The 18126-nt window shown below is 60.1% G+C and carries 21 protein-coding genes; 13 read left to right on the plus strand and 8 right to left on the minus strand.

What is annotated here, in order from left to right; genetic code table 11:
* Positions 1–20 precede the first annotated feature (20 nt).
* Positions 21–989 (plus strand): YeeE/YedE thiosulfate transporter family protein, encoded by a 969-nt coding sequence (locus ACX82Z_RS08425; protein ID WP_037520568.1) that lies wholly within the window; start codon positions 21–23, stop codon positions 987–989.
* 192 nt (positions 990–1181) lie between these two features.
* Here the strand turns inward: ACX82Z_RS08425 and ACX82Z_RS08430 are convergent, their stop codons facing one another.
* Entirely contained in the window at positions 1182–1361 is a 180-nt protein-coding gene (locus tag ACX82Z_RS08430; protein ID WP_278422797.1) for a hypothetical protein, read from the minus strand.
* A 190-nt stretch (positions 1362–1551) separates the two neighbouring features.
* Complete coding sequence (gene gap / locus ACX82Z_RS08435; RefSeq protein WP_037520571.1) at positions 1552–2559, minus strand: type I glyceraldehyde-3-phosphate dehydrogenase; 1008 nt, start codon at positions 2557–2559, stop codon at positions 1552–1554.
* Between the two features lie 683 nt (positions 2560–3242).
* Between gap and ACX82Z_RS08440 the strand changes: the two genes are divergently transcribed.
* Complete coding sequence (locus ACX82Z_RS08440) at positions 3243–3737, plus strand: MarR family winged helix-turn-helix transcriptional regulator (RefSeq protein ID WP_206366640.1); 495 nt, start codon at positions 3243–3245, stop codon at positions 3735–3737.
* A 20-nt stretch (positions 3738–3757) separates the two neighbouring features.
* Here ACX82Z_RS08440 and ACX82Z_RS08445 read toward each other — a convergent pair whose 3' ends face one another.
* The 3 genes from ACX82Z_RS08445 to ACX82Z_RS08455 form a co-directional block, all read right to left on the minus strand.
* Positions 3758–4519: a ZIP family metal transporter gene (locus tag ACX82Z_RS08445; protein ID WP_051886772.1), complete on the minus strand. Its 762-nt coding sequence runs from the start codon at positions 4517–4519 to the stop codon at positions 3758–3760.
* 76 nt (positions 4520–4595) lie between these two features.
* Positions 4596–5132: a peptide-methionine (S)-S-oxide reductase MsrA gene (gene msrA, locus ACX82Z_RS08450; RefSeq protein WP_229342224.1), complete on the minus strand. Its 537-nt coding sequence runs from the start codon at positions 5130–5132 to the stop codon at positions 4596–4598.
* A gap of 27 nt (positions 5133–5159) precedes the next feature.
* The gene (locus ACX82Z_RS08455) at positions 5160–6386 is read right to left on the minus strand and encodes a bifunctional alpha/beta hydrolase/OsmC family protein (protein WP_037520572.1); all 1227 of its coding nucleotides are present in this window, start codon (positions 6384–6386) and stop codon (positions 5160–5162) included.
* Positions 6387–6580: 194 nt separating this feature from the next.
* Between ACX82Z_RS08455 and ACX82Z_RS08460 the strand changes: the two genes are divergently transcribed.
* The 7 genes from ACX82Z_RS08460 (at position 6581) to ACX82Z_RS08490 (ending at position 11595) form a co-directional block, all read left to right on the plus strand.
* On the plus strand, positions 6581–7456 hold the full coding sequence (locus tag ACX82Z_RS08460; RefSeq protein ID WP_037520573.1) for a LysR family transcriptional regulator: 876 nt from the start codon (positions 6581–6583) through the stop codon (positions 7454–7456).
* Between the two features lie 150 nt (positions 7457–7606).
* Positions 7607–8050, plus strand: a complete 444-nt coding sequence (gene msrB / locus ACX82Z_RS08465; RefSeq protein ID WP_037520575.1) for a peptide-methionine (R)-S-oxide reductase MsrB — start codon at positions 7607–7609, stop codon at positions 8048–8050.
* Position 8051: 1 nt separating this feature from the next.
* Positions 8052–8591, plus strand: a complete 540-nt coding sequence (msrA, locus tag ACX82Z_RS08470; protein ID WP_037520576.1) for a peptide-methionine (S)-S-oxide reductase MsrA — start codon at positions 8052–8054, stop codon at positions 8589–8591.
* Positions 8592–8725: 134 nt separating this feature from the next.
* Complete coding sequence (locus tag ACX82Z_RS08475) at positions 8726–9430, plus strand: glutathione S-transferase N-terminal domain-containing protein (protein WP_037520577.1); 705 nt, start codon at positions 8726–8728, stop codon at positions 9428–9430.
* A complete protein-coding gene (locus ACX82Z_RS08480; RefSeq protein WP_037520579.1) occupies positions 9427–10395 on the plus strand; it encodes a magnesium and cobalt transport protein CorA in 969 nt (322 codons plus the stop codon). Before ACX82Z_RS08475 ends, ACX82Z_RS08480 begins: the two co-directional genes overlap by 4 nt.
* A gap of 91 nt (positions 10396–10486) precedes the next feature.
* Entirely contained in the window at positions 10487–11059 is a 573-nt protein-coding gene (locus ACX82Z_RS08485) for a hypothetical protein (RefSeq protein ID WP_037520582.1), read from the plus strand.
* Positions 11056–11595 carry a hypothetical protein gene (locus ACX82Z_RS08490; RefSeq protein WP_234791967.1) on the plus strand — a complete coding sequence of 180 codons (540 nt, stop codon included), beginning with the start codon at positions 11056–11058 and terminating at the stop codon, positions 11593–11595. The genes ACX82Z_RS08485 and ACX82Z_RS08490 overlap by 4 nt, the downstream gene beginning before the upstream one ends.
* 24 nt (positions 11596–11619) lie before the next feature.
* Here ACX82Z_RS08490 and ACX82Z_RS08495 read toward each other — a convergent pair whose 3' ends face one another.
* Genes ACX82Z_RS08495 through ACX82Z_RS08505 form a run of 3 tightly spaced genes read right to left on the minus strand, consistent with a single transcriptional unit; the run spans position 11620 to position 13865 of the window.
* Positions 11620–12900 (minus strand): MFS transporter, encoded by a 1281-nt coding sequence (locus ACX82Z_RS08495; RefSeq protein ID WP_252365000.1) that lies wholly within the window; start codon positions 12898–12900, stop codon positions 11620–11622.
* The gene (locus ACX82Z_RS08500; RefSeq protein ID WP_037520587.1) at positions 12897–13388 is read right to left on the minus strand and encodes a DM13 domain-containing protein; all 492 of its coding nucleotides are present in this window, start codon (positions 13386–13388) and stop codon (positions 12897–12899) included. The genes ACX82Z_RS08495 and ACX82Z_RS08500 overlap by 4 nt, the downstream gene beginning before the upstream one ends.
* A 3-nt stretch (positions 13389–13391) precedes the next feature.
* Positions 13392–13865, minus strand: a complete 474-nt coding sequence (locus ACX82Z_RS08505; RefSeq protein WP_037520721.1) for a TlpA family protein disulfide reductase — start codon at positions 13863–13865, stop codon at positions 13392–13394.
* Positions 13866–14373: 508 nt separating this feature from the next.
* Between ACX82Z_RS08505 and ACX82Z_RS08510 the strand changes: the two genes are divergently transcribed.
* Genes ACX82Z_RS08510 through ACX82Z_RS08525 form a run of 4 tightly spaced genes read left to right on the plus strand, consistent with a single transcriptional unit; the run spans position 14374 to position 18125 of the window.
* Positions 14374–14979, plus strand: a complete 606-nt coding sequence (locus tag ACX82Z_RS08510; protein WP_037520588.1) for a sulfite oxidase-like oxidoreductase — start codon at positions 14374–14376, stop codon at positions 14977–14979.
* Entirely contained in the window at positions 14972–15718 is a 747-nt protein-coding gene (locus tag ACX82Z_RS08515) for a ferredoxin reductase (protein ID WP_037520589.1), read from the plus strand. Before ACX82Z_RS08510 ends, ACX82Z_RS08515 begins: the two co-directional genes overlap by 8 nt.
* Positions 15719–15775: 57 nt before the next feature.
* Positions 15776–17041 (plus strand): acetyl-CoA C-acyltransferase, encoded by a 1266-nt coding sequence (locus ACX82Z_RS08520; protein ID WP_038303931.1) that lies wholly within the window; start codon positions 15776–15778, stop codon positions 17039–17041.
* 13 nt (positions 17042–17054) lie between these two features.
* Positions 17055–18125, plus strand: a complete 1071-nt coding sequence (locus ACX82Z_RS08525) for an NADP-dependent oxidoreductase (protein ID WP_051886774.1) — start codon at positions 17055–17057, stop codon at positions 18123–18125.
* The last annotated feature ends 1 nt before the right edge of the window (position 18126 follow it).

Here is an 18126-nt window from a genome sequence, read left to right on the forward strand (position 1 = left end):
AATGAATCAGGCTTGATACCTTGGAATCCATCGCGTTCGACCTTCTCATATGCATGCTGGCATTCTGGTTCGGGTATTCCGCAAACCGAGGTGGAACATGTCTGGTCGTAGCTGCTCACGAGTTGCAGAAACGACGCCCACCAAGAATGTTCGTCGGATTTGTTGCGGCGTCTGCAGCGGCGGGCCTCGTTGCTATTCCGCTCGCTTGGTCTGGGACGCTGAACGCGACCCTTGCACCCTCGACGAACGTCAACGCCTTTCTCCTAATCGGCGCCATCGCCTTCGGCTTTGGGGCGCTCATCAATGACACTTGTCTGCTTGGATCGTTGGCACGGTTAGGCGATGGGGAAATGCGACTGCTAGCTCTTCCTGTGGGACTAGCAGTCGGGATCTTGATTGCCGATCATGGTCGGCCCGGCTCTCTCGTCACGTGGACAAGTCTTATCGCGAGCCCAAGCATCTCTGGGGCCGCTACGGTTCTCGCCCTTGCGGTTGTACTAGCGCTGGCGGTGATGTTCGTATCGACGAAGGGCGCATCGCGAAGAAGACCGGGTTGGGCGTTTGGCGCCTCAATGATTGGCCTCGGTATCACTGGTGGACTTCTTTACGCCCTGTCACCGGCATGGACGTTCGCTGACCTGATCCAACGCGGCCTTCCTCTTCGAATGACACCAACAGGCGAGGTCGCACTCGTTGCGGTCATTGCCTCTGTTGCGGGAGCAATCACGGCATCCGTGCGTCAGGGACGTTTGCGTTTTCAACGGCCGACGGTTGCCGGCATTCTGCGATCGATTGTCGGCGGAGCGTTGATGGGAATAGGTATCGGCCTCATACCCGGTGGCAACGACGCTTTGATCCTCGCCGCAGTGCCTACACTCTCTCCGGGCGGCATAGTTGCCTACCTCGTGATGACGACGACGATCGTTTTTGGATTTGCAGCGCGTGACAGGCTTTTCAAGAAACGCCCATCAGGCCACGGGAGAGGGTAGATGGTCTTGGGCCGATCATGAGACCCGTGAATATCGACTTATCAGGTAATACGCCTGCGTGGGCCCATCCCCCTGATTGCCGTCTCGAAGGATAGTGCGTCGAGCATCCGGTGGTGTCATGATAGGCGTGGTCACGGCAGGAATGAGTGTCTGTCGCCTGATACCCCAGCTCCGGCGCGAGAATCTGAGGTTTCAGACATCGTCGGTGCCTACCGGCCCGCCTTCGCCCTCCATCCGATTAATGGCACGCACATCCTTGGCGTTGAACTTAAGCCTCACGCCCGATCCCGCGCGATGATCCTCATCGATGAAGACGGCGCCGCCCCGTTCGAGCGCGTCACGCAACCGCGTCAGTTCCGAAGCTGCAAGCATGCTACCGCCGGCCTCGAACCGAGCTAACGTTTCCTCGTCCAACTCAGCGATCTTGGCGACATGTGATCGCGGCCACTGAATCAGGGCTCTCGCTGCGCGCGCCAATGGTCCATTCATGCTCATCGATGCTTCCTTTTTTTTGGAAAACCCACCTTTTCGCCGAGTGACGACTTTGCCGGCACTCGATCGGCTATATGAGCTTCGCCATTGCGACCGCGGTATCCGCCATACGCGTCGCAAAGCTCCATTCGTTGTCGTACCAAGCAAGCACGCGAACCATCCTGCCGTCGACAACATCTGTCTGGGGAAGTGCGACGATTGAGGATTCGGTCCGATGGTTCAGATCGACCGACACCAAGGGCTCTGTCGTGAAGGCGAGCACCCCACTCATTGCACCGGCGGCAGTCTGACGGATGGCGTCGTTCACCTCGTCTATCGAAACCTCACGCGACGTCGAAACAGCCAAATCTATGACCGAGACGTTCGGCGTTGGGACGCGGATCGACGAGCCATGAAGCTTACCTTTTAGTTCCGGCAGCACGCGGCCGATCGCGTTCGCAGCCCCGGTGGACGTCGGGATCATTGAGAGTGCGGCTGCGCGGGCGCGGTAGAGATCCTTATGGACGGTATCCTGCGTCGGCTGGTCACCGGTATAAGCGTGAACCGTGGTCATATAGCCTCGCTCTATGCCACAGAGGTCGTTCAGTACCTTCGCGACAGGCGCGAGGACATTGGTCGTGCATGAGCCATTTGATACGACGACATCGTCAGCGGTCAGCGTGTCGTGATTGACCTTGAAGACGATCGTCTTGTCTGCCCCATCGCTCGGCGCGGAGACGAGCACGCGTCTTGCTCCCGCACGAATGTGCGACTCGGCCTTCTCCCTGGATGTGAAGAAGCCCGTGCATTCGAGCGCCACGTCAACACCAAGCTCATCATGGGGCAGGTTTGCTGGATCGCGTTCCGACGACACCCTGATTTTACCGGACCCGACGTCGATCCAGTCTTCGCCGAGGTCGATCGATCCACGAAAGGGACCATGAACCGAGTCGTACCTCAGAAGGTGCGCCAAGGTAGCGACCGGCCCGAGGTCGTTGATCGCAACCACTTCGACGTCCTCTCGATGTAGTTCGACGATCGACCGTAAGGCTAGTCGCCCGATCCGACCGAAACCGTTGATTGCGACCTTAACCGTCATGCCTATCTCCCCTGGCTCGCCTTACTGACTGAAGCATCCGCCATTCGCTCAGTGAAACATGGCGCACGAAATCGGCTCTGGCGGCGTGTGCGCAACAACACATTATGTATGCGTCACGCATAGACCTATCTGGGTGGGCACTCGGGGTCAACGCGGCAGTGTCAGCACGGACGATCCAGCTTGCGCCGTCCAAACAAGCAGCCGTTCTTTGGGGGGCTGCGTGAAACGCGTTCAAGGCCTACGCGTCCCCAAGACGGATAGGGGGTTTGATGTCCATCTGCCGGCTGGCTGCGGCTAAAGCACGGTCGTGGCTGACCAGGGTGAGTCGGTTGAGGTGGGACGCAGAAAGCGAGCTCCCAGGCCTGCCGATAACATTTGGCCACAACGCGTAGCTGGCGCTGGAACGATGTGATTCGGCCTCAAGGCAGCCGAAACCACGGCAAACTTCACCGATCTATAGCCGCCAGGTATCGGCAGTCCGTGCGCGCCATGATCTAAATTGCGGAGTTTCAATCTCCCGCGTCATCGGCGGAACGTCGTAAGCCTCTGGGAATCCGGCCTTTTTTCCGCACGCTTGCCGACCCGCACCACACGCGTATGACTTGCTGTCTATGCTTCGCGCACATATAGATGTGACAATGGATGGACCTCGAGATCGAAATATCTTCGGGGCGTTCGCACTCATGATCAGCGACGACATCGTTCGCGCTAGTTCATCGCGGGCGCCGGAAGCTGGACCCGCAGCATCGGCCCTGGCGTTGATTGCGCACATGCCTGGGCTCTCGATTCGCATGCTCTCCATCGGCGTCGGCCTCTCCCATGCAGCGACTGTCCGTTTGGTGGATCGGTTAGCTGCTGAGGGATTGGTCGAACGCCGTGAGCATTTCACGGATGGTCGCACCCGGTCTCTCTATCTCACTGCGGCGGGCAAGGTAGCGAGCGACGAAGTCCTTTCCTCACGCGACGAGGTGATCGCTGAGGGGTTATCCATCCTAAGCCCAGACGAATTGAGAGTTCTTTGCGACATCGCGGAACGCGTCTTACGGCATCGCCTGGAAAATCTTGAGCATTCCTACCGTATCTGCCGCTTGTGTTGCTATGAGGGTTGCACGAATTGCCCGATTGATGCCGAGTTGCATGAGCGTGGCGTAGATCGCGAGAACAGCGGCGAGGCGTAGGACCATCGCAATCGCATGAATCAATGTTGAGCGATGAGATATGCCGCCAGAAATCCCACGACCGTGATGAGCCCTATGAACGGCGGCGCCTTTTCGAACGCTTCGGGAATCATAGCTTCTGCCAGCATCGCTATGACGGCGCCGGCCGCGAAAGAAAGGATGGCTGGCGCCTGAGTCGATGCCGAGCCGAGGATGAGATTTCCCACACCGGCGGCAACGCAAACGAGTAGGGGAATGCCGATCCAGACCGCGTAGATATAGCTTCGGGGTCGGCCCGCAACCTTCATTCCTGAAGTGCTCGATAGGCCCTGGGGCACGTTTGCAAGAAAGAAGCCTGCCACGACGGCCAGGCTGATCCTGCCGCCACCAGCCACCGACATCCCGATCACAAGGGCCTCTGGAATTCCGTCGAGAACGCTGCCGAGCGCAATTGCAGCACCACTACCGCGGTGCTCCTGTTCAGTGGCCTGTTCCGTGCATTCACCGCATCGCTTTCGGTGCTTCGCGCCTTGGCGAGACAAAAACCAGTTCGTGCCGCTGAAGATCGCAGCTCCGGCGAGTAGCGCGAAGATCGCAAATGGGCCCATCCCGGCCGAAACGCGATCGCCGATGAGTTCGGTAGCGACAACGGCAATCATCACGCCGCCACCAAAGCCCATGACTGCGGAGATCATGCGGTGAGTAAGCCGCCCGAAAAGCACGTCCGCCAGCACCGCCCCCACCAGCAGTCCGCTTCCCGACAAAAGGCCCCACAAGCCGGCGATCACGTATTCCGGCATCATGACGGTGACCCGGCTGGCAGCACGACAAAGCGCGAGCACCCTTGCAGCAGTATTGTCGATGATAGTCGAAGCTCGCTCATCGGTTCGCTCGGTCCAATCGCCAGGTCGGTCGCGGGAAGTGGCAGCTATAGCCACCGGGTTGACGCAGGAGATACTTCTGATGCTCGGGCTCAGCCTCCCAGAAGGATTCTTCCGGGTTGATCTCGGACACGACTGGCCCAGGCCAGCGACCCGAGGCTTCGATCTCGGCGATCGTCGCTAAGGCGATGTCCATCTGCGCTTTAGACGTATAGAATATCGCCGACCGATAGCTTGGGCCGACGTCGCTGCCCTGTTGCTCGTAGGTCGTCGGATCATGAATCTGGAAGAATAGTTCCAGTAGAGCCCGATACGTCAGAATGGACGGATCGAAGGTCACCTCGACGGCTTCCGCGTGGCCGTAATGTCTCGCATAAGTCGGATCTGGCATTTCACCGCCAATATAGCCGACACGCGTGGCCACGACCCCCTTGGCGCGGCGCAGCAAATCCTCCAGGCCCCAGAAACAGCCACCCGCGAGTATCGCTCGCTCGGTTTGCGTCGGCGTCTGGTCTGTAGCTGGCAGGCTCATCATCCGATCACCCTAAACGCTGTGTGCCAATCAGTTCGACGGCCTTGCACCTGCAGGCTGGCCGCCGCTCGAAAGCTCGGTCTGCACATCAGAACCCCGGACGAGCGTCAGATCGACGGGACACCGATCCGCGATCTCAAGAATGCGCGCGCGTTGATCATCACTGAGCGGCCCATCGAGAACGATGGTGCGTGTGAAGCGGTCGGGAGGCATTATGTCCGCCACCTTCTCGTGCCGCACGCTCGTCGTCGCTCTTTCGAGCGGGAAGCCCTTGCGGTTGGCGTAAAGGCGCATCGTCATCACCGTGCAGGCAGCTAGCCCGGCTGACACCAGTTCGTAGGGAGACAGGCCGCTCCCAAGACCTCCGACCGATTCCGGCTCGTCGGCGAACAGAGTATGCTCGCCACTGCGGACCGTGAGCTGGAACTTCCCCGCTAGCGTCTCCGACGCAACGACACCTTTTGCCGCCTCGACCTGCGGAAGATCCGCCGCTAGCGGCGGAAGAAAGCGGCTGGCCCACGCGGCGACCATAGCTGAGGCGTAGTTCGCATCGTCGACGTCGGTGAGAAGGTGATCCGCCGTGTCGAGCGAGACAAAACTCTTAGGATGGCGTGATGCGACGAAGATGCGCGAGGCGTGCTCGATGCCCACGACTTGGTCCACCGGCGAATGCATGACCAGCACCGGACGTCGAAGCGCGGCGATGGACTTCTCGATGTCGGCTCGCTCTACCGTTTCCAGGAAGGTGCGGCGGATGAGGAAGGGCCTGCCAGCGATCTCCACAGAGGCCTCGCCCTCGCTCGCTATCGCGTCAAGGTCGCCAGGCCGGAAAACGCGCAAGATATGCTGAAGGTCGGCCGGCGCACCGATCGTCACCACCGCGGCGACATCCGGCAGCGCGGCAGCGGCTACGATCGCAGCCGTTCCACCCAGGCTGTGCCCGACAAGGAGGGCGGGTGGCATACCGGCGGCCGCCATGGCCTCCGCGGCTGCCCTCAGATCGTCGACGTCAGAAGCGAAGCTTACCGCTTCTTCCGCGGAACTCGCGATCCCTGTGCCGGCGAAGTCGAACCGCAAGACGCCGATACCGGCCCGCGAGAGCGCGCGTGCGATGTGCACGGCGGCGCGGCTGTCCTTCCCGCAAGTGAAACAATGGGCGAAAATCGCCCAGCCGCGAGGAGTGCCTTCTGGCGCCTCCAGGTGCCCGGTTAGTTCAGACCCCCCTCCCCCGGCAAACGTGAACCGCGTTCCTGCCATATGCGTCGAGCCTCCAACGGCGGCTTAGCAGGAGCACCATCGACCCGAACTAGCAGCCCAAGACATTCTTTCTATATGCGCGGCGCATATAGACAAGCCCCTAAACCATGATTATATGCGTCGCGCATACTTCTGAGGCTGTAGTCGGATCGGTCCTCTGGGGTGCCACTCGTCAGGGCGCAGGCCAAAGGGCTATGGAACTCAATCAGGTCAGCTATTTCATCAACTTGGCCGAGACGCTGAATTTCACTGCGGCTGCTCGTCTCAGTGGTGTCTCACAACCAAGCCTGACACGAGCGATCCGCCGCCTGGAGGAGGAACTCGGTGGACCGCTCATCTATCGTGACGGGAAGAACAGCCGGCTGACGAGCCTGGGTCAGGACGTCGAGTTGGAATTCCGCCGAATGCTGGTCGCGATGAAGAGCGTAAGACACCACTCGGAAAACTGGGCAATGGGGCGGCATCGTGTTCTCGACGTTGCTGTCGCCTCCAGCGTCGGCCCGAGGACCTTCACAGCCTTTTTCGACAGCGCGCTGGAAGAGGTGCCGTCCATCGAGATCAAACTGCACTCGCTCCAATCGGGCGAGGACACGTCGGAGGTGCTCTCAGGCAAATATCACGCGTGCATCCTGCCTCGCGAATCAAGGCCGGATCGTAAACTTGATGTGCGTCCTCTCTTCCGGGAGCGCTTCGTGCTCGGCTGCGCTGCAGATCACCCCTTGGCGGCGTGCGAAGTCGTTCGTGGTGAAGACCTGCTTGCTTTCCCGTTCGTCGATCGACTGAAATGCGAGTGCCGCGATCAAATCTTCGAGCACTTCGCGCGTCGAGAGGTGCGCATGCGCCCTCGCTTCCGCTCAGATCGAGACGACTGGGTGCAGCGCGTCGTCGCCGAAGGGCGGGGGATATGCATTTTGCCCGAACGCGCGGCCACCACCCACGGCCTGATCACAAGGCCGATCGAGGGCTTCGCGTTGGAGCGTGAGATCGTAATCGCCACCGTGTCCGGATCTACGGCACCGGTCGAGATACGAAAAGTCGCTCAGCTTGCAGCCCGTTACGATTGGAGTTGACCCGCCAAGCAAGAGGCATGTGCGGTATAGAAACTATACGCACGACGTATTGGATTATCGTTGGAGCCACTGCGATAGTTGATGTGAGTATCGACGTGATAAATTGAACGTAGTGTGCCTGGCCCTCTAACTAAGTAATGGAGACTCACCATGAAGTTTGAAAAGTCGCAGGCAGCAATCGAACGCCTGACCCCGGAACAACGCCGGATCACCCAGCAGGACGGCACCGAGAGACCCTTTACCGGCGAGTATAACGACAACAAGGAGGCGGGCATCTACGTTGACGTCGTATCCGGCGAGCCGTTGTTCGCGTCGACGGACAAGTTCGAGTCCGGCACTGGCTGGCCGAGCTTTACCAAGCCGATCGTCGCGGCTCACGTGAACGAAGTGCGAGACAGCTCGCATGGCATGGTCCGGACGGAGGTTCGCTCGGTGCACGGCGACAGCCATCTTGGCCACGTGTTTCCGGACGGGCCGTCCGACCGCGGCGGCCTGCGCTACTGCATCAACTCGGCATCGCTTCGATTCATCCCGCGCGATGAGATGGAAGCCGCGGGCTATGGCGAGTATCTCGACCAAGTAGAGGAGGCTTAACATGCATCAGCGCGCTGTTCTCGCTGGCGGATGCTTTTGGGGAATGCAGGATCTGATCCGCAAGCAGCCCGGCATCGTTTCGACCCGCGTCGGCTACACCGGCGGCGACGTGCCGAACGCCACCTATCGCAACCATGGCACTCATGCGGAGGGGATCGAGATCACCTTCGACCCGACAGTGACGAGCTACCGTAATATCCTGGAATACTTCTTCCAGATCCATGATCCGACGACAAAGAACCGCCAGGGCAACGACCGCGGCCTCTCCTATCGATCTGGCATCTATTACATCGACGAGGAGCAGAAGCGCATCGCCGAAGATACGATAGCCGACGTCGACGCGTCCGGACTGTGGGACGGCAAGGTCGTCACCGAAGTCGAGCCCGTGGGTGACTTCTGGGAAGCAGAGCCGGAGCACCAGGATTATCTGGAGAAGAGGCCGGGCGGATATACCTGTCATTTCCCGCGCGCTAACTGGGTGCTCCCGAAGCGTAAAGACGCTGGCGACACCCAGGCTGAGGCCGGCGCGGCAGCGGAATAGCTGCAGCCACATTTGCGGCTGAGCCCCTGGGTCGCACCATCGGACCCGCATCCACTGATGGTGCGGGCCCGAAACCCAGCTAATCAAGCGGTCATACCGCTCCTCAGCCATCGAGTTGTTAGGATCGCCACATCATGCCAGATCTTTCGTCGTTTCCGATCGCACAACGCTGGCCGGCATCCAACCCTGACCTCCTGCAGCTCTACGCCGCGCCCACGCCCAACGGCGTCAAGGTCTCGATCATGCTCGAGGAGATCGGCCTGCCGTACGAGCCGCACTTTATCGACATCTCTAAGAACGAAAGCAAAGATCCGGCCTTCGTTTCGCTAAACCCGAATGGCCGCATACCAGCGATCATCGACCCAATGGGTCCGGACGGTAAGCCGCTCGGCGTTTGGGAATCCGGCGCGATCCTCGTTTATTTGGCGGAGAAGGCCGACCAGCTCGTCCCGAGAGCATCAGCCAAGCGCTACGAGGCGCTAAGCTGGGTATTCTTCCAGATGTCGGCGATTGGCCCGATGTTCGGTCAACTCGGCTTTTTCCTGCGCGGGGGCGGCAAGGACTATGAGGATAAGCGTCCTCAGAAGCGTTTCGCTGATGAATCCAAACGCCTCCTGGGAGTCTTAGACCGCCAACTGGACGGGCGCGACTGGATCGTCGATGACTATTCTATCGCCGACATTGCGACCCTCGGCTGGGTCAACGCCTTGGTTGGCGCCTACGACGCCGGCGACCTACTGCGGCTTAGCAATCATTCGAATGTCCAAGCGTGGCTGGATCGCGGCCTCGCGCGCCCAGCAGTCCAACGTGGGCTGCTCATTCCGGCGAGGTCAGCATGAGTGTTATCGCTGCATATTACTACAACGAGGGTCGACGTATCCGGGAAGTAGCTATCGACGAGCGCGTCGAACTCGACAAAAACCGTTCGGGCTTTTGCTGGATTGGGCTCAGCGAGCCCTCCGTCAACGAACTGAGGGCGCTTCAGGCGACCTACAATCTGCATCCTTTAGCGATCGACAACGCGATGCACCCGATATGCCCGCCCAAGCTCGAAGTTTATAACGGCGAGCTTTACGTCGTCGCCCAGACGGCTGAGCTGGTCGGGGACCGCATACGTTACGGCAAGACGGCGATCTTTACTGGCCATAACCATCTTATCACCGTTCGCCACGGCAACGCTGGTGCATTGGGCAACCTTCGAGAGCAACTCGAGCGTTCGCCCGCCCAGTTCGGAAAAGGCGTCGATTACGTCCTCCACGCGATCCTTCACCGGATCGTGGATCAGTATCTGCCCATCTTCGAAATGATCGAGGATGACGTACTTGCGATGGAAAGGCGATCGCTCGACGACTTCCTTGGGCGAGAGGACGTTGCTCGCATCTTCGGCCTGAGATGCGAGCTGACGCGCTTTCAGCGCACCCTTGGCGCTATGGCCGAGCTGGTGCGCAAGCTCGTGCGCGGACACTTTCCCTGCATCAGCGCTGAGGTGCGGCCCTACTTCAACGACGTTGCCGACCATGTTGATCGTGTCCAGTCCATGGTCGATGGCCTCCTGCAGGTGCTATCCACTGTATTCGAGTTCAGCAGCCTTCTCGAAGCGCAAAGAATCGGGGTCGTCACCCGCCAACTTGCGGCGTGGGCCGCGATCCTCGCAGTGCCGACAGCGATTGCAGGCATATACGGCATGAACTTCAAGAACATGCCGGAACTGGACACGCCTTACGGCTACTTCGTCGTGCTTGGTGTCATGCTGATGTTCTGCCTCTTCCTGTTCGTGCGGTTCAAGAAGGCCAAGTGGCTGTGATCGCTACGCGCGAGCCGCGACTAGACCCAGCAGGCTGCCGCGCGCCGTCCACGGCCGCTCTTCCGTCCCAACGTGAACTCGAGGTGCATCAATGACAGCCCAAGTGACCGACGTTCTAAAAGCAGTGCAGTCCTTCGTCGCGAAGGGCTATGACCGCGAGTACCGCGTCAAGGACGGCAACCTGGTCGATCTCGAACTGGGATCGAGGCTCGATCCATGCTCCATTCGCGTCGACGCAGCGCTGCGTCTCGAAAGCGGGGACGGTGCCGAAGATGCTTCGAACATCTACGCGATCACCGATCCCGCGACCGAGCGAAAAGGTTTGCTGATTGATGCCTTCGACGTGTTCGACGAGATCTGCCACCGTGATCTTTCCGAGCGCCTCCTGGAACATCGTGAAACAGCGCCTGCGGGCGACGAAGACGTTCCGAGCAAGCATGGGCTGCGGAAGGTCTACAAGGCCGAATTCGATCGCGAACCCGAGCGTTACGTTCTTCGAGAAGGCTTCCCCGACTTTCCGGCATGCCCGTTCGGCGGCGCATTCAGCATTCTCGGCTTCGATACCGCAGAACAGACGTATGTCTGGCTCGTGACCAGCATCATTCGGGATCCTCGGCTGATCAGGATCCCCTACCAGGGCGAAGACGTCATCATCGACGAATGACGGCGCCGACTGCGGAACGCGGCCTTTCAACGGCTTGCTCCGATAGATCGGCTTATCATTTCAAATTGCAATGCGACGAGGTGCAGATGGATTGGAATAAAGACCACATCCGGGAAACGATGCTGTCGTTGGAGACCGCTGCTCTGCAGAGCGCTCGCGACAAGTATCTCGATTATGTTTCCACGGCTCGCTTGGATCGGAGCGAGCCGATCGAGAACGACGAACAGGCACAAGCCGAGATCGCGAGCGACTTCGCCGAGGCGCTCGACGATACGCTGGACGATTACGCCGACAAGCTCGACAAGCTGAGAACAATCGACTTCGGACCGAAGACGGCGGTTACAGAAGGGGCGGTCATCAAGTTGTCGGGTCGCTACTTCGTCGTCGCGGTGTCAACGGACAAGTTCGTCTGCCATGGGCGCGAGCTTATGGGCATATCGACGATGGCGCCGATCTTCGAGGTAATCGACGGGGCTCAGGCCGGCGAGACCGTTCAATTCAACGGCCGAGAGCTGAAGGTCGAAGCTGTCTCATAGCAAACGGTCGCCAGGGCCGCAGCGCTAGTTCCGAACGCTCTGCGGCTCGTCCTGGGTTCGTATCATCGCATCGAGAGAGGCGGTGATCATCGGCGTACTCGGGCAACGTGTCGCCTTTACCTCGATTGCGGAGCGAGAGCGACCGCGTAGGCCCGCTAACACCGCTAGCATGGTCAGCAGGACAGCAGCATAGACGAACAGCCCACCGGGCCCGACACGATCCATCACCACTCCCCCGACAAGTGGTCCGGCCGCCGTTCCGATCCCGTTGAGCAGCAGAAGCCCTCGCGCGGTGCCGAGCAGCCGCCCTGGAGGAAGGTCGTCGTTCGCGGCGGCGAGACACAGCGAGTAGATCGGGATGCCAAAACCGCCGAAGAGCGCTCCCGCCGCAAGAAGGACGGGCAAAGGGGCGTCTGCCGCCACCGACACGCCGATGGCTGCCACGGCGGATGCCAGCGCCGCTCCTGCGATGACCAGGTTCCTGGACACCCGGTCGGAGAGCCAACCGAGCGGCCATTGCAACACAAGCGTTCCTCCGAGAACTGCGGCCATGAAGGCGGAGATGCCGACGACGTCGAGACCGATCCTTTGCGCAAAATTGGGCCCCATGCCCCAGAAGCCGCCTATGGCCAGCCCGGCCAAGAAGACGCCGATCGACGCCAAGGGCGAAACAGAAAAGAGATCCCTGAATGCAACCGACTCGTGCCGTACATCGGCCGGCGAATGACTGGGAAGTAGAGTGATCGGAACCACTGCGGCAGATATCAGCAGCGAGACGATGAGGAAAAGTGTAACATCGGCGGGTGGAGCGATGTTGAGGAGCGCCTGTCCGGTCGCCCAAGAACCCATGGATACAACGCCGAAAATCGACAAAAGCTGACCGCGTGTGGATTGAACCGCGTGGGCATTGAGCCAGCTTTCCGTTGCGAGGATCATACCCGCATATGCGAAGCCGGTCACGAGCCGAAGCGGCATCCAAGCTACCGGATCTACGAACGCTACATGGAGAAGGGCGGTCATCGATGCGATCGCCGCAAAGCCGGCGAAGGTCCGTACGTGCCCCACCGACACAATGATGCGAGGCAAAACCAGCGCGCCAATCGTGAAGCCTGCGAAGTAGAACGACATCATCGCGCTGATCGCAGCGGCCGAGAAGCCCTCCTGACCAGCTCTGACGATCAAAAGCGTGCCCAGCAGCCCGTTGCCGAGCAGCAAGATGGCGACGCTCAACAGCAAGGCGGCTACTGGCGCGAGGACGAGGCCACGCGTGCAAGCAGCCTTCACATTGTCCATTACCTGGCTCATTTGAGAGCCTGATGTGGAACACGATACTCTGCAGCGCTGATGAATTGATCAAAAGCCTCGCACCAGATGACAACTGCACTGTAATCGTCAACATCGACGCCTCTGGGCACCTGCAATATAAACCCATTGAAGGTCTTCACATCGCCCAGCCTAACCGAAGAGCTTTTGATCTCGAGGAAGGCCGCCTTGGTCTCGACGAACCGGGGCGCGAGGTAGAGCTTGTAATCCGGACCAGGCGAAAGACGCCCTAGGTGCGCGATCCGATCGGGCGCAATCCGAACTTCTCCAGTGCCCCAATGGAGGAGATCACTGCCTTCCAGATCGCGCGCAAATCGACCAAAATAGACCGCTTCAGAAGCAGAGTTTTGAAGCGCAACTTCAGTGGGCGAAGGCGGCGCAGTCAGGATAGGCAGCAGGTAGATCCCGCCGGCGAAGCCTACGGACAAGACGAGGATGTGAGTGGCGGTTAGGATCAGCCAACGCGGCATAGATCACGCCCGCTCGAATTCTGCCACAAGACGATCCGCATCGAGATGAAAGTCAGAAAAGACAATGTGACCATCGGCATCGATCACCACGAACCACGGCGTTCCCCGGGTGTGGTAATCCCCCATAAACGTTGGGAACGGTGCGCCTGGCAGTGGCTCGTCGTGACCGAAGGCGACAGGTAGGCCGTACTGAAGCTGATTGACGCGCAATTTTTCGAACGTATTCTCTTGGGCGCCTTCGAAGACGGTTTGGATGACGGCAAACCCGACGCCCCTGGATTCCAACGCCCCATGCAACCTTTGAAGCGTGGGAAAGCCATGCAGATGGCAGCCACGGCACCAGTGCTGGAATGCGAACAGAATCTTCGGCCCGGGACCGATGTCTGAAAGCTTGATGGACGCATCGAGGCGGTGTCCATCCTCGCCGATCCAATGCTGCACACGAAGCTCGGGCGCTTGCGGTCCGGTCTCTCTCACCGATTTCTCCAACCTCAATGCAGCAGGCCATGTCTGGCCGGTGATGGCGGCGACAGACGAACTGCTGCACGTATCTGCGCTGTTCGTCTTGAGGTCTCTTGATCGATAAGATCGGGATTTCTTTCGAACTATGCCTCAGAAAACCAGGATTTCGGCAGCCACGACTATGAATTGTTATGATAGACAATTCCAATAGCTGCTCAGCATAGTTTCTATACCCTTGGCCGACGCTGGGCCGCCTCTCGCCTCAGCGCTCCCTCGACTATTCTACGAAGCTATCGAAACTATAGCGAACAGGCATTGGTCAAACTTGGCGATATGCCTCTATAGTATCTAGGCAATCGTCGTAACTCATAGTGGGCGAAATCATCTTAATACTGCAACGAACACCGGTGATCTAATATCCGACCTATCGGAAAGCATGACCTTTGCTTACGCTACGTTCTTGCTCCTAATAGTCTGTGATGAACCCGGTTTCGGTCTGTCGTGACAAGCAAGGGGGTTGGGCATGGTCACCAGAGGTTTTACGGGCCGCGGCTCAGGCGGCGACCACTCGAACCGAGTTCCGCCTGGTCAGCACCTCGTTGAGAATTTTCCGGTTCTGACAGCGGGACCGACGCCGCGCATTGAGACATCCGACTGGAAGTTCACGGTCAAGATCGGCCCGAGACCCATTAAGGTCTGGAATTGGGGCGAGTTCAACGCGCTGCCCAAGACGAAGGTGACCAAAGACATTCACTGTGTGACGTCCTGGTCCAAGCTCGATACTGCATGGGAAGGCGTGCTCATCGAGGACATCCTTGCGGCAGCAGGGATTGAGCGGCCAACCGAATTCGTCTTGGCGCATTGCTACGATGGGTATTCGACGAATGTTCCCTTGGCCGACATGTTGTCGGGGAAGGCGATGGTCGCTCTGAACTATGAGGGCCAGCCGCTTCCGCGCGACCATGGAGGACCGGCGCGCCTCCTCGTTCCCCACCTATACTTCTGGAAGTCCGCAAAGTGGGTGAACGCGCTGCAATTCACAACGCGCGATGAAGCCGGCTTCTGGGAGCTGCGTGGTTACCACATCTACGGCGATCCTTGGCGCGAGCAAAGATACACCCATGACTGAGATCGGCGCGCAACCCGCATCGTGGCAGTCCTGCTTCATCGACGGAATCGTCCAACAGACTCCGAGTATCAAGAGCTTCTTCCTGCGGTTGGGGAACCCGTTCACTCATGTCGCGGGCCAGCATGTCGATGTCCGTCTGACCGCGCCGGACGGCTACACCGCGATGCGAAGCTATTCGATCGCCTCGTCGCCCGCTTCATCTCCGATCCTCGAACTCGCCATCGAGCGCCTTCACGATGGCGAGGTCTCACCGTTCTTCCATGATATCGCAGCAACCGGCGACGAGATCGAACTCCGCGGACCGCTCGGTGGCCATTTCCTATGGCCGGAGCCCGCTGACGAGCCAGTCCTACTGATGGGAGCGGGCTCCGGCGTGGTGCCGCTGATGGCGATGATCCGCCAGCGCCGATCCCTAGCGCAGTCGGTCCCGGTTGCGCTGCTCCTGTCGGCGCGGACCGCCCAAGACGTGCTGTTCTCGAGGGAACTGCACACAATTGAAACGGACGACCCGGCATTCAGCTTGGCGCTGGCGATAACCCGCGAGGCGCCCATGCGCGCGTCGGACTTTGATCGGCGCATCGACAGCTTGATGGTCAAGGAGACAATCTCCCGTCTCGGCCGAAACCCTTCGCAGGTCTTCGTCTGCGGCTCCAACGGCTTCGTCACCATCGCAACGGATGGTGCGCTCTCGGCAGGCCTGGACCCCTCCATCATCAAGACTGAGCGTTATGGTGGTTAAACGCAGCGAAGCGCCCACGCTCATTCTTTTTCAACTTTCGATGTCCGGGAGATCAGTATGAGCCGCTTTGCTGAACCTGTTTTCGTAGCGGCTGGGCTACGGACACCCTTCGGCCGAGGTAGCGGGGCGTTGGCCAACTACGACGCGGTCTCGTTATCAGTGCCTGTGGTCCAGGCGATGGCGAATCTTGCGGAGCCCGACCTGGCTGTTTGGGGAACCGTCATACCCAACCTGGGATGGAGCAACATCGCTCGGGAAGTTTGGCTGGACGCCAAGCTCAACCCCAGCATCCCCGCGTTCTCCGTTGTCCTAGCGTGCTCGACCAGCATGACTGCAACCTTCGCTGCGGCAGGACTGCTTGGTGGCGGGACCGACCTGACAATGGTCGGCGGCGCAGAGGTCATGAGCAGGCCATCGCTTGCCTTAACCGCAGAAGCATCCAAGCGACTGACCGATCTGTTCGGGCAGGATCCGGCCGCGGCACTTTCGGCGCTGCAATCGCTGACGCCGCACGACTTCGTGCTTCCAACCAAGGGGTGGGCCAACCGCATCACCGGTCGGACGATGGGCGATCACATGGAGGAGACCGCCAAAGCTTGGCGTGTCTCGCGCGAAGCACAGGACGACTGGGCTCTAAAGAGCCACCAGCGAGCCGTCGCCGGCTGGGACAACGGCTTCTTCGACGACCTTGTCACCTCTCTGCCGGAGCTGGCGCGCGACGCGAACCCGCGAGCAGATACGTCTGCCGAGCGCCTCGCCGCCCTAAAGCCAGCCTTCGATCGGGAGAGCGGACAGGGCAGCCTGACGGCCGGCAACAGTTCCCCCATCACCGATGGAGCGGCCGGCTGCTGGGTTGCCAACGACGCGGGTCTGAGGAGACTCCCCGCCGGTACGCCTTTCGCGCGGCTCGTCGACTACGAAGTGTCGGCAGTCGACCTCCATACGGAAGGGCTCCTGATGGCGCCTTCCTACGGGATACCGCGCTTGCTCGCGCGGCATCGCCTCGGCTTCTCCGACATCGCTCTGTGGGAGATCCACGAAGCGTTCGCCGCCCAGGTGTTGGCCAATGTCGCGGCCATCGCCGATCCGGATTGGGTACGCGAAAAGGCCGGCGTCGAGGCCGCCATGGGCGAGTTCGATTGGACTCGGGTCAACCCCAATGGCGGTTCGGTAGCCATCGGACATCCCTTCGGGGCGACCGGCGCGCGCGATCTTAGCCAAGCGGTGAAGGAACTGTGGGCCCTGCCGGTGGGGTCGCGCGGGATCGTCAGCATCTGCGCTGACGGCGGCCAGGGCACCGTTGCTCTTCTTGAACGCGTTTGACCGGAGGATATTGATGAAGGCAATCCGCTTCCACGAATTCGGTGCTCCCGGCGTACTCCGCTATGAGGATGCTCCAAAGCCCGCCGTCAGGCCAGGCGAGGTTCTCGTCCGAGTGCATGCGGCTGGCCTCAATCCTCCGGATTGGTATCTCAGAGAAGGGTACAAGGCGCTGCCCCCCGAGTGGAGACCGCCGATCGAGTTGCCGGCCATACCCGGCTCGGACGTGTCCGGGATCGTTGAGGCTGTCGCCCCGGATGTCACAGCGTTTTCACCGGGTGACGAAGTTTTTGGAATGATCCGATTCCCAAGTTTTGGCGAAAGCCTGGGATACGCAGAGTACGTTTCGGCACCGGCATCAGATCTGGCGCTAAAACCTCGCGGCCTCGACCATGTTCATGCCGCTGCAGCGCCGATGTCGGGACTGACCGCGTGGCAGTACCTGATAGAGCTGGGTCATAGCGAACCCAATCCCCTGCAGCCCGGGAGGCACGACCCGGTCCCGTTGGAAGGCAAAAGCGTCATGATCAATGGCGCCGGCGGCGGTGTCGGTCACCTCGCACTGCAGTTAGCAAAACACAAGGGCGCGCGCGTGATAGCTATTGCGTCAGGCCGACACGAGACATTTCTGCGCGATCTCGGCGCAGACGAATTCATCGACTACACGAAAATCAAGGCGGAAGACTCGGTGCGCGAGGTGGACCTCGTCGTCGATGCAGTAGGTGGCCCGACAGCCAGTCGCTTCTTGCGTTCGATACGTCGCGGCGGCGCGCTTTTTCCAATCTTTCCGCTTGGCTTCGCGGGACACGATGAAGCCGCTAACCTTGGCGTTACGGTCTCTGCAACACAGGTACGATCCAACGGAGCCCAACTCGCCGAGTTAGGCCGATTGCTGGACAGCGGGACCGTTCGCGTCGCGGTCGATAGCACGTACCCCCTCTCGGAAGCGGCTGCCGCCCACGAGCGTGCTGAGGCGGGTCATATTCAAGGCAAGATTGTCCTCATCGTCGAAGGTGGCGATGCTGCAGTGACGCGTGAGGCTGGGACATCGGGCGGGCAGTGGCCGCCTCGCGTGCAAGGACATTGAC

Source organism: Aliihoeflea sp. PC F10.4 (assembly GCF_054612275.1).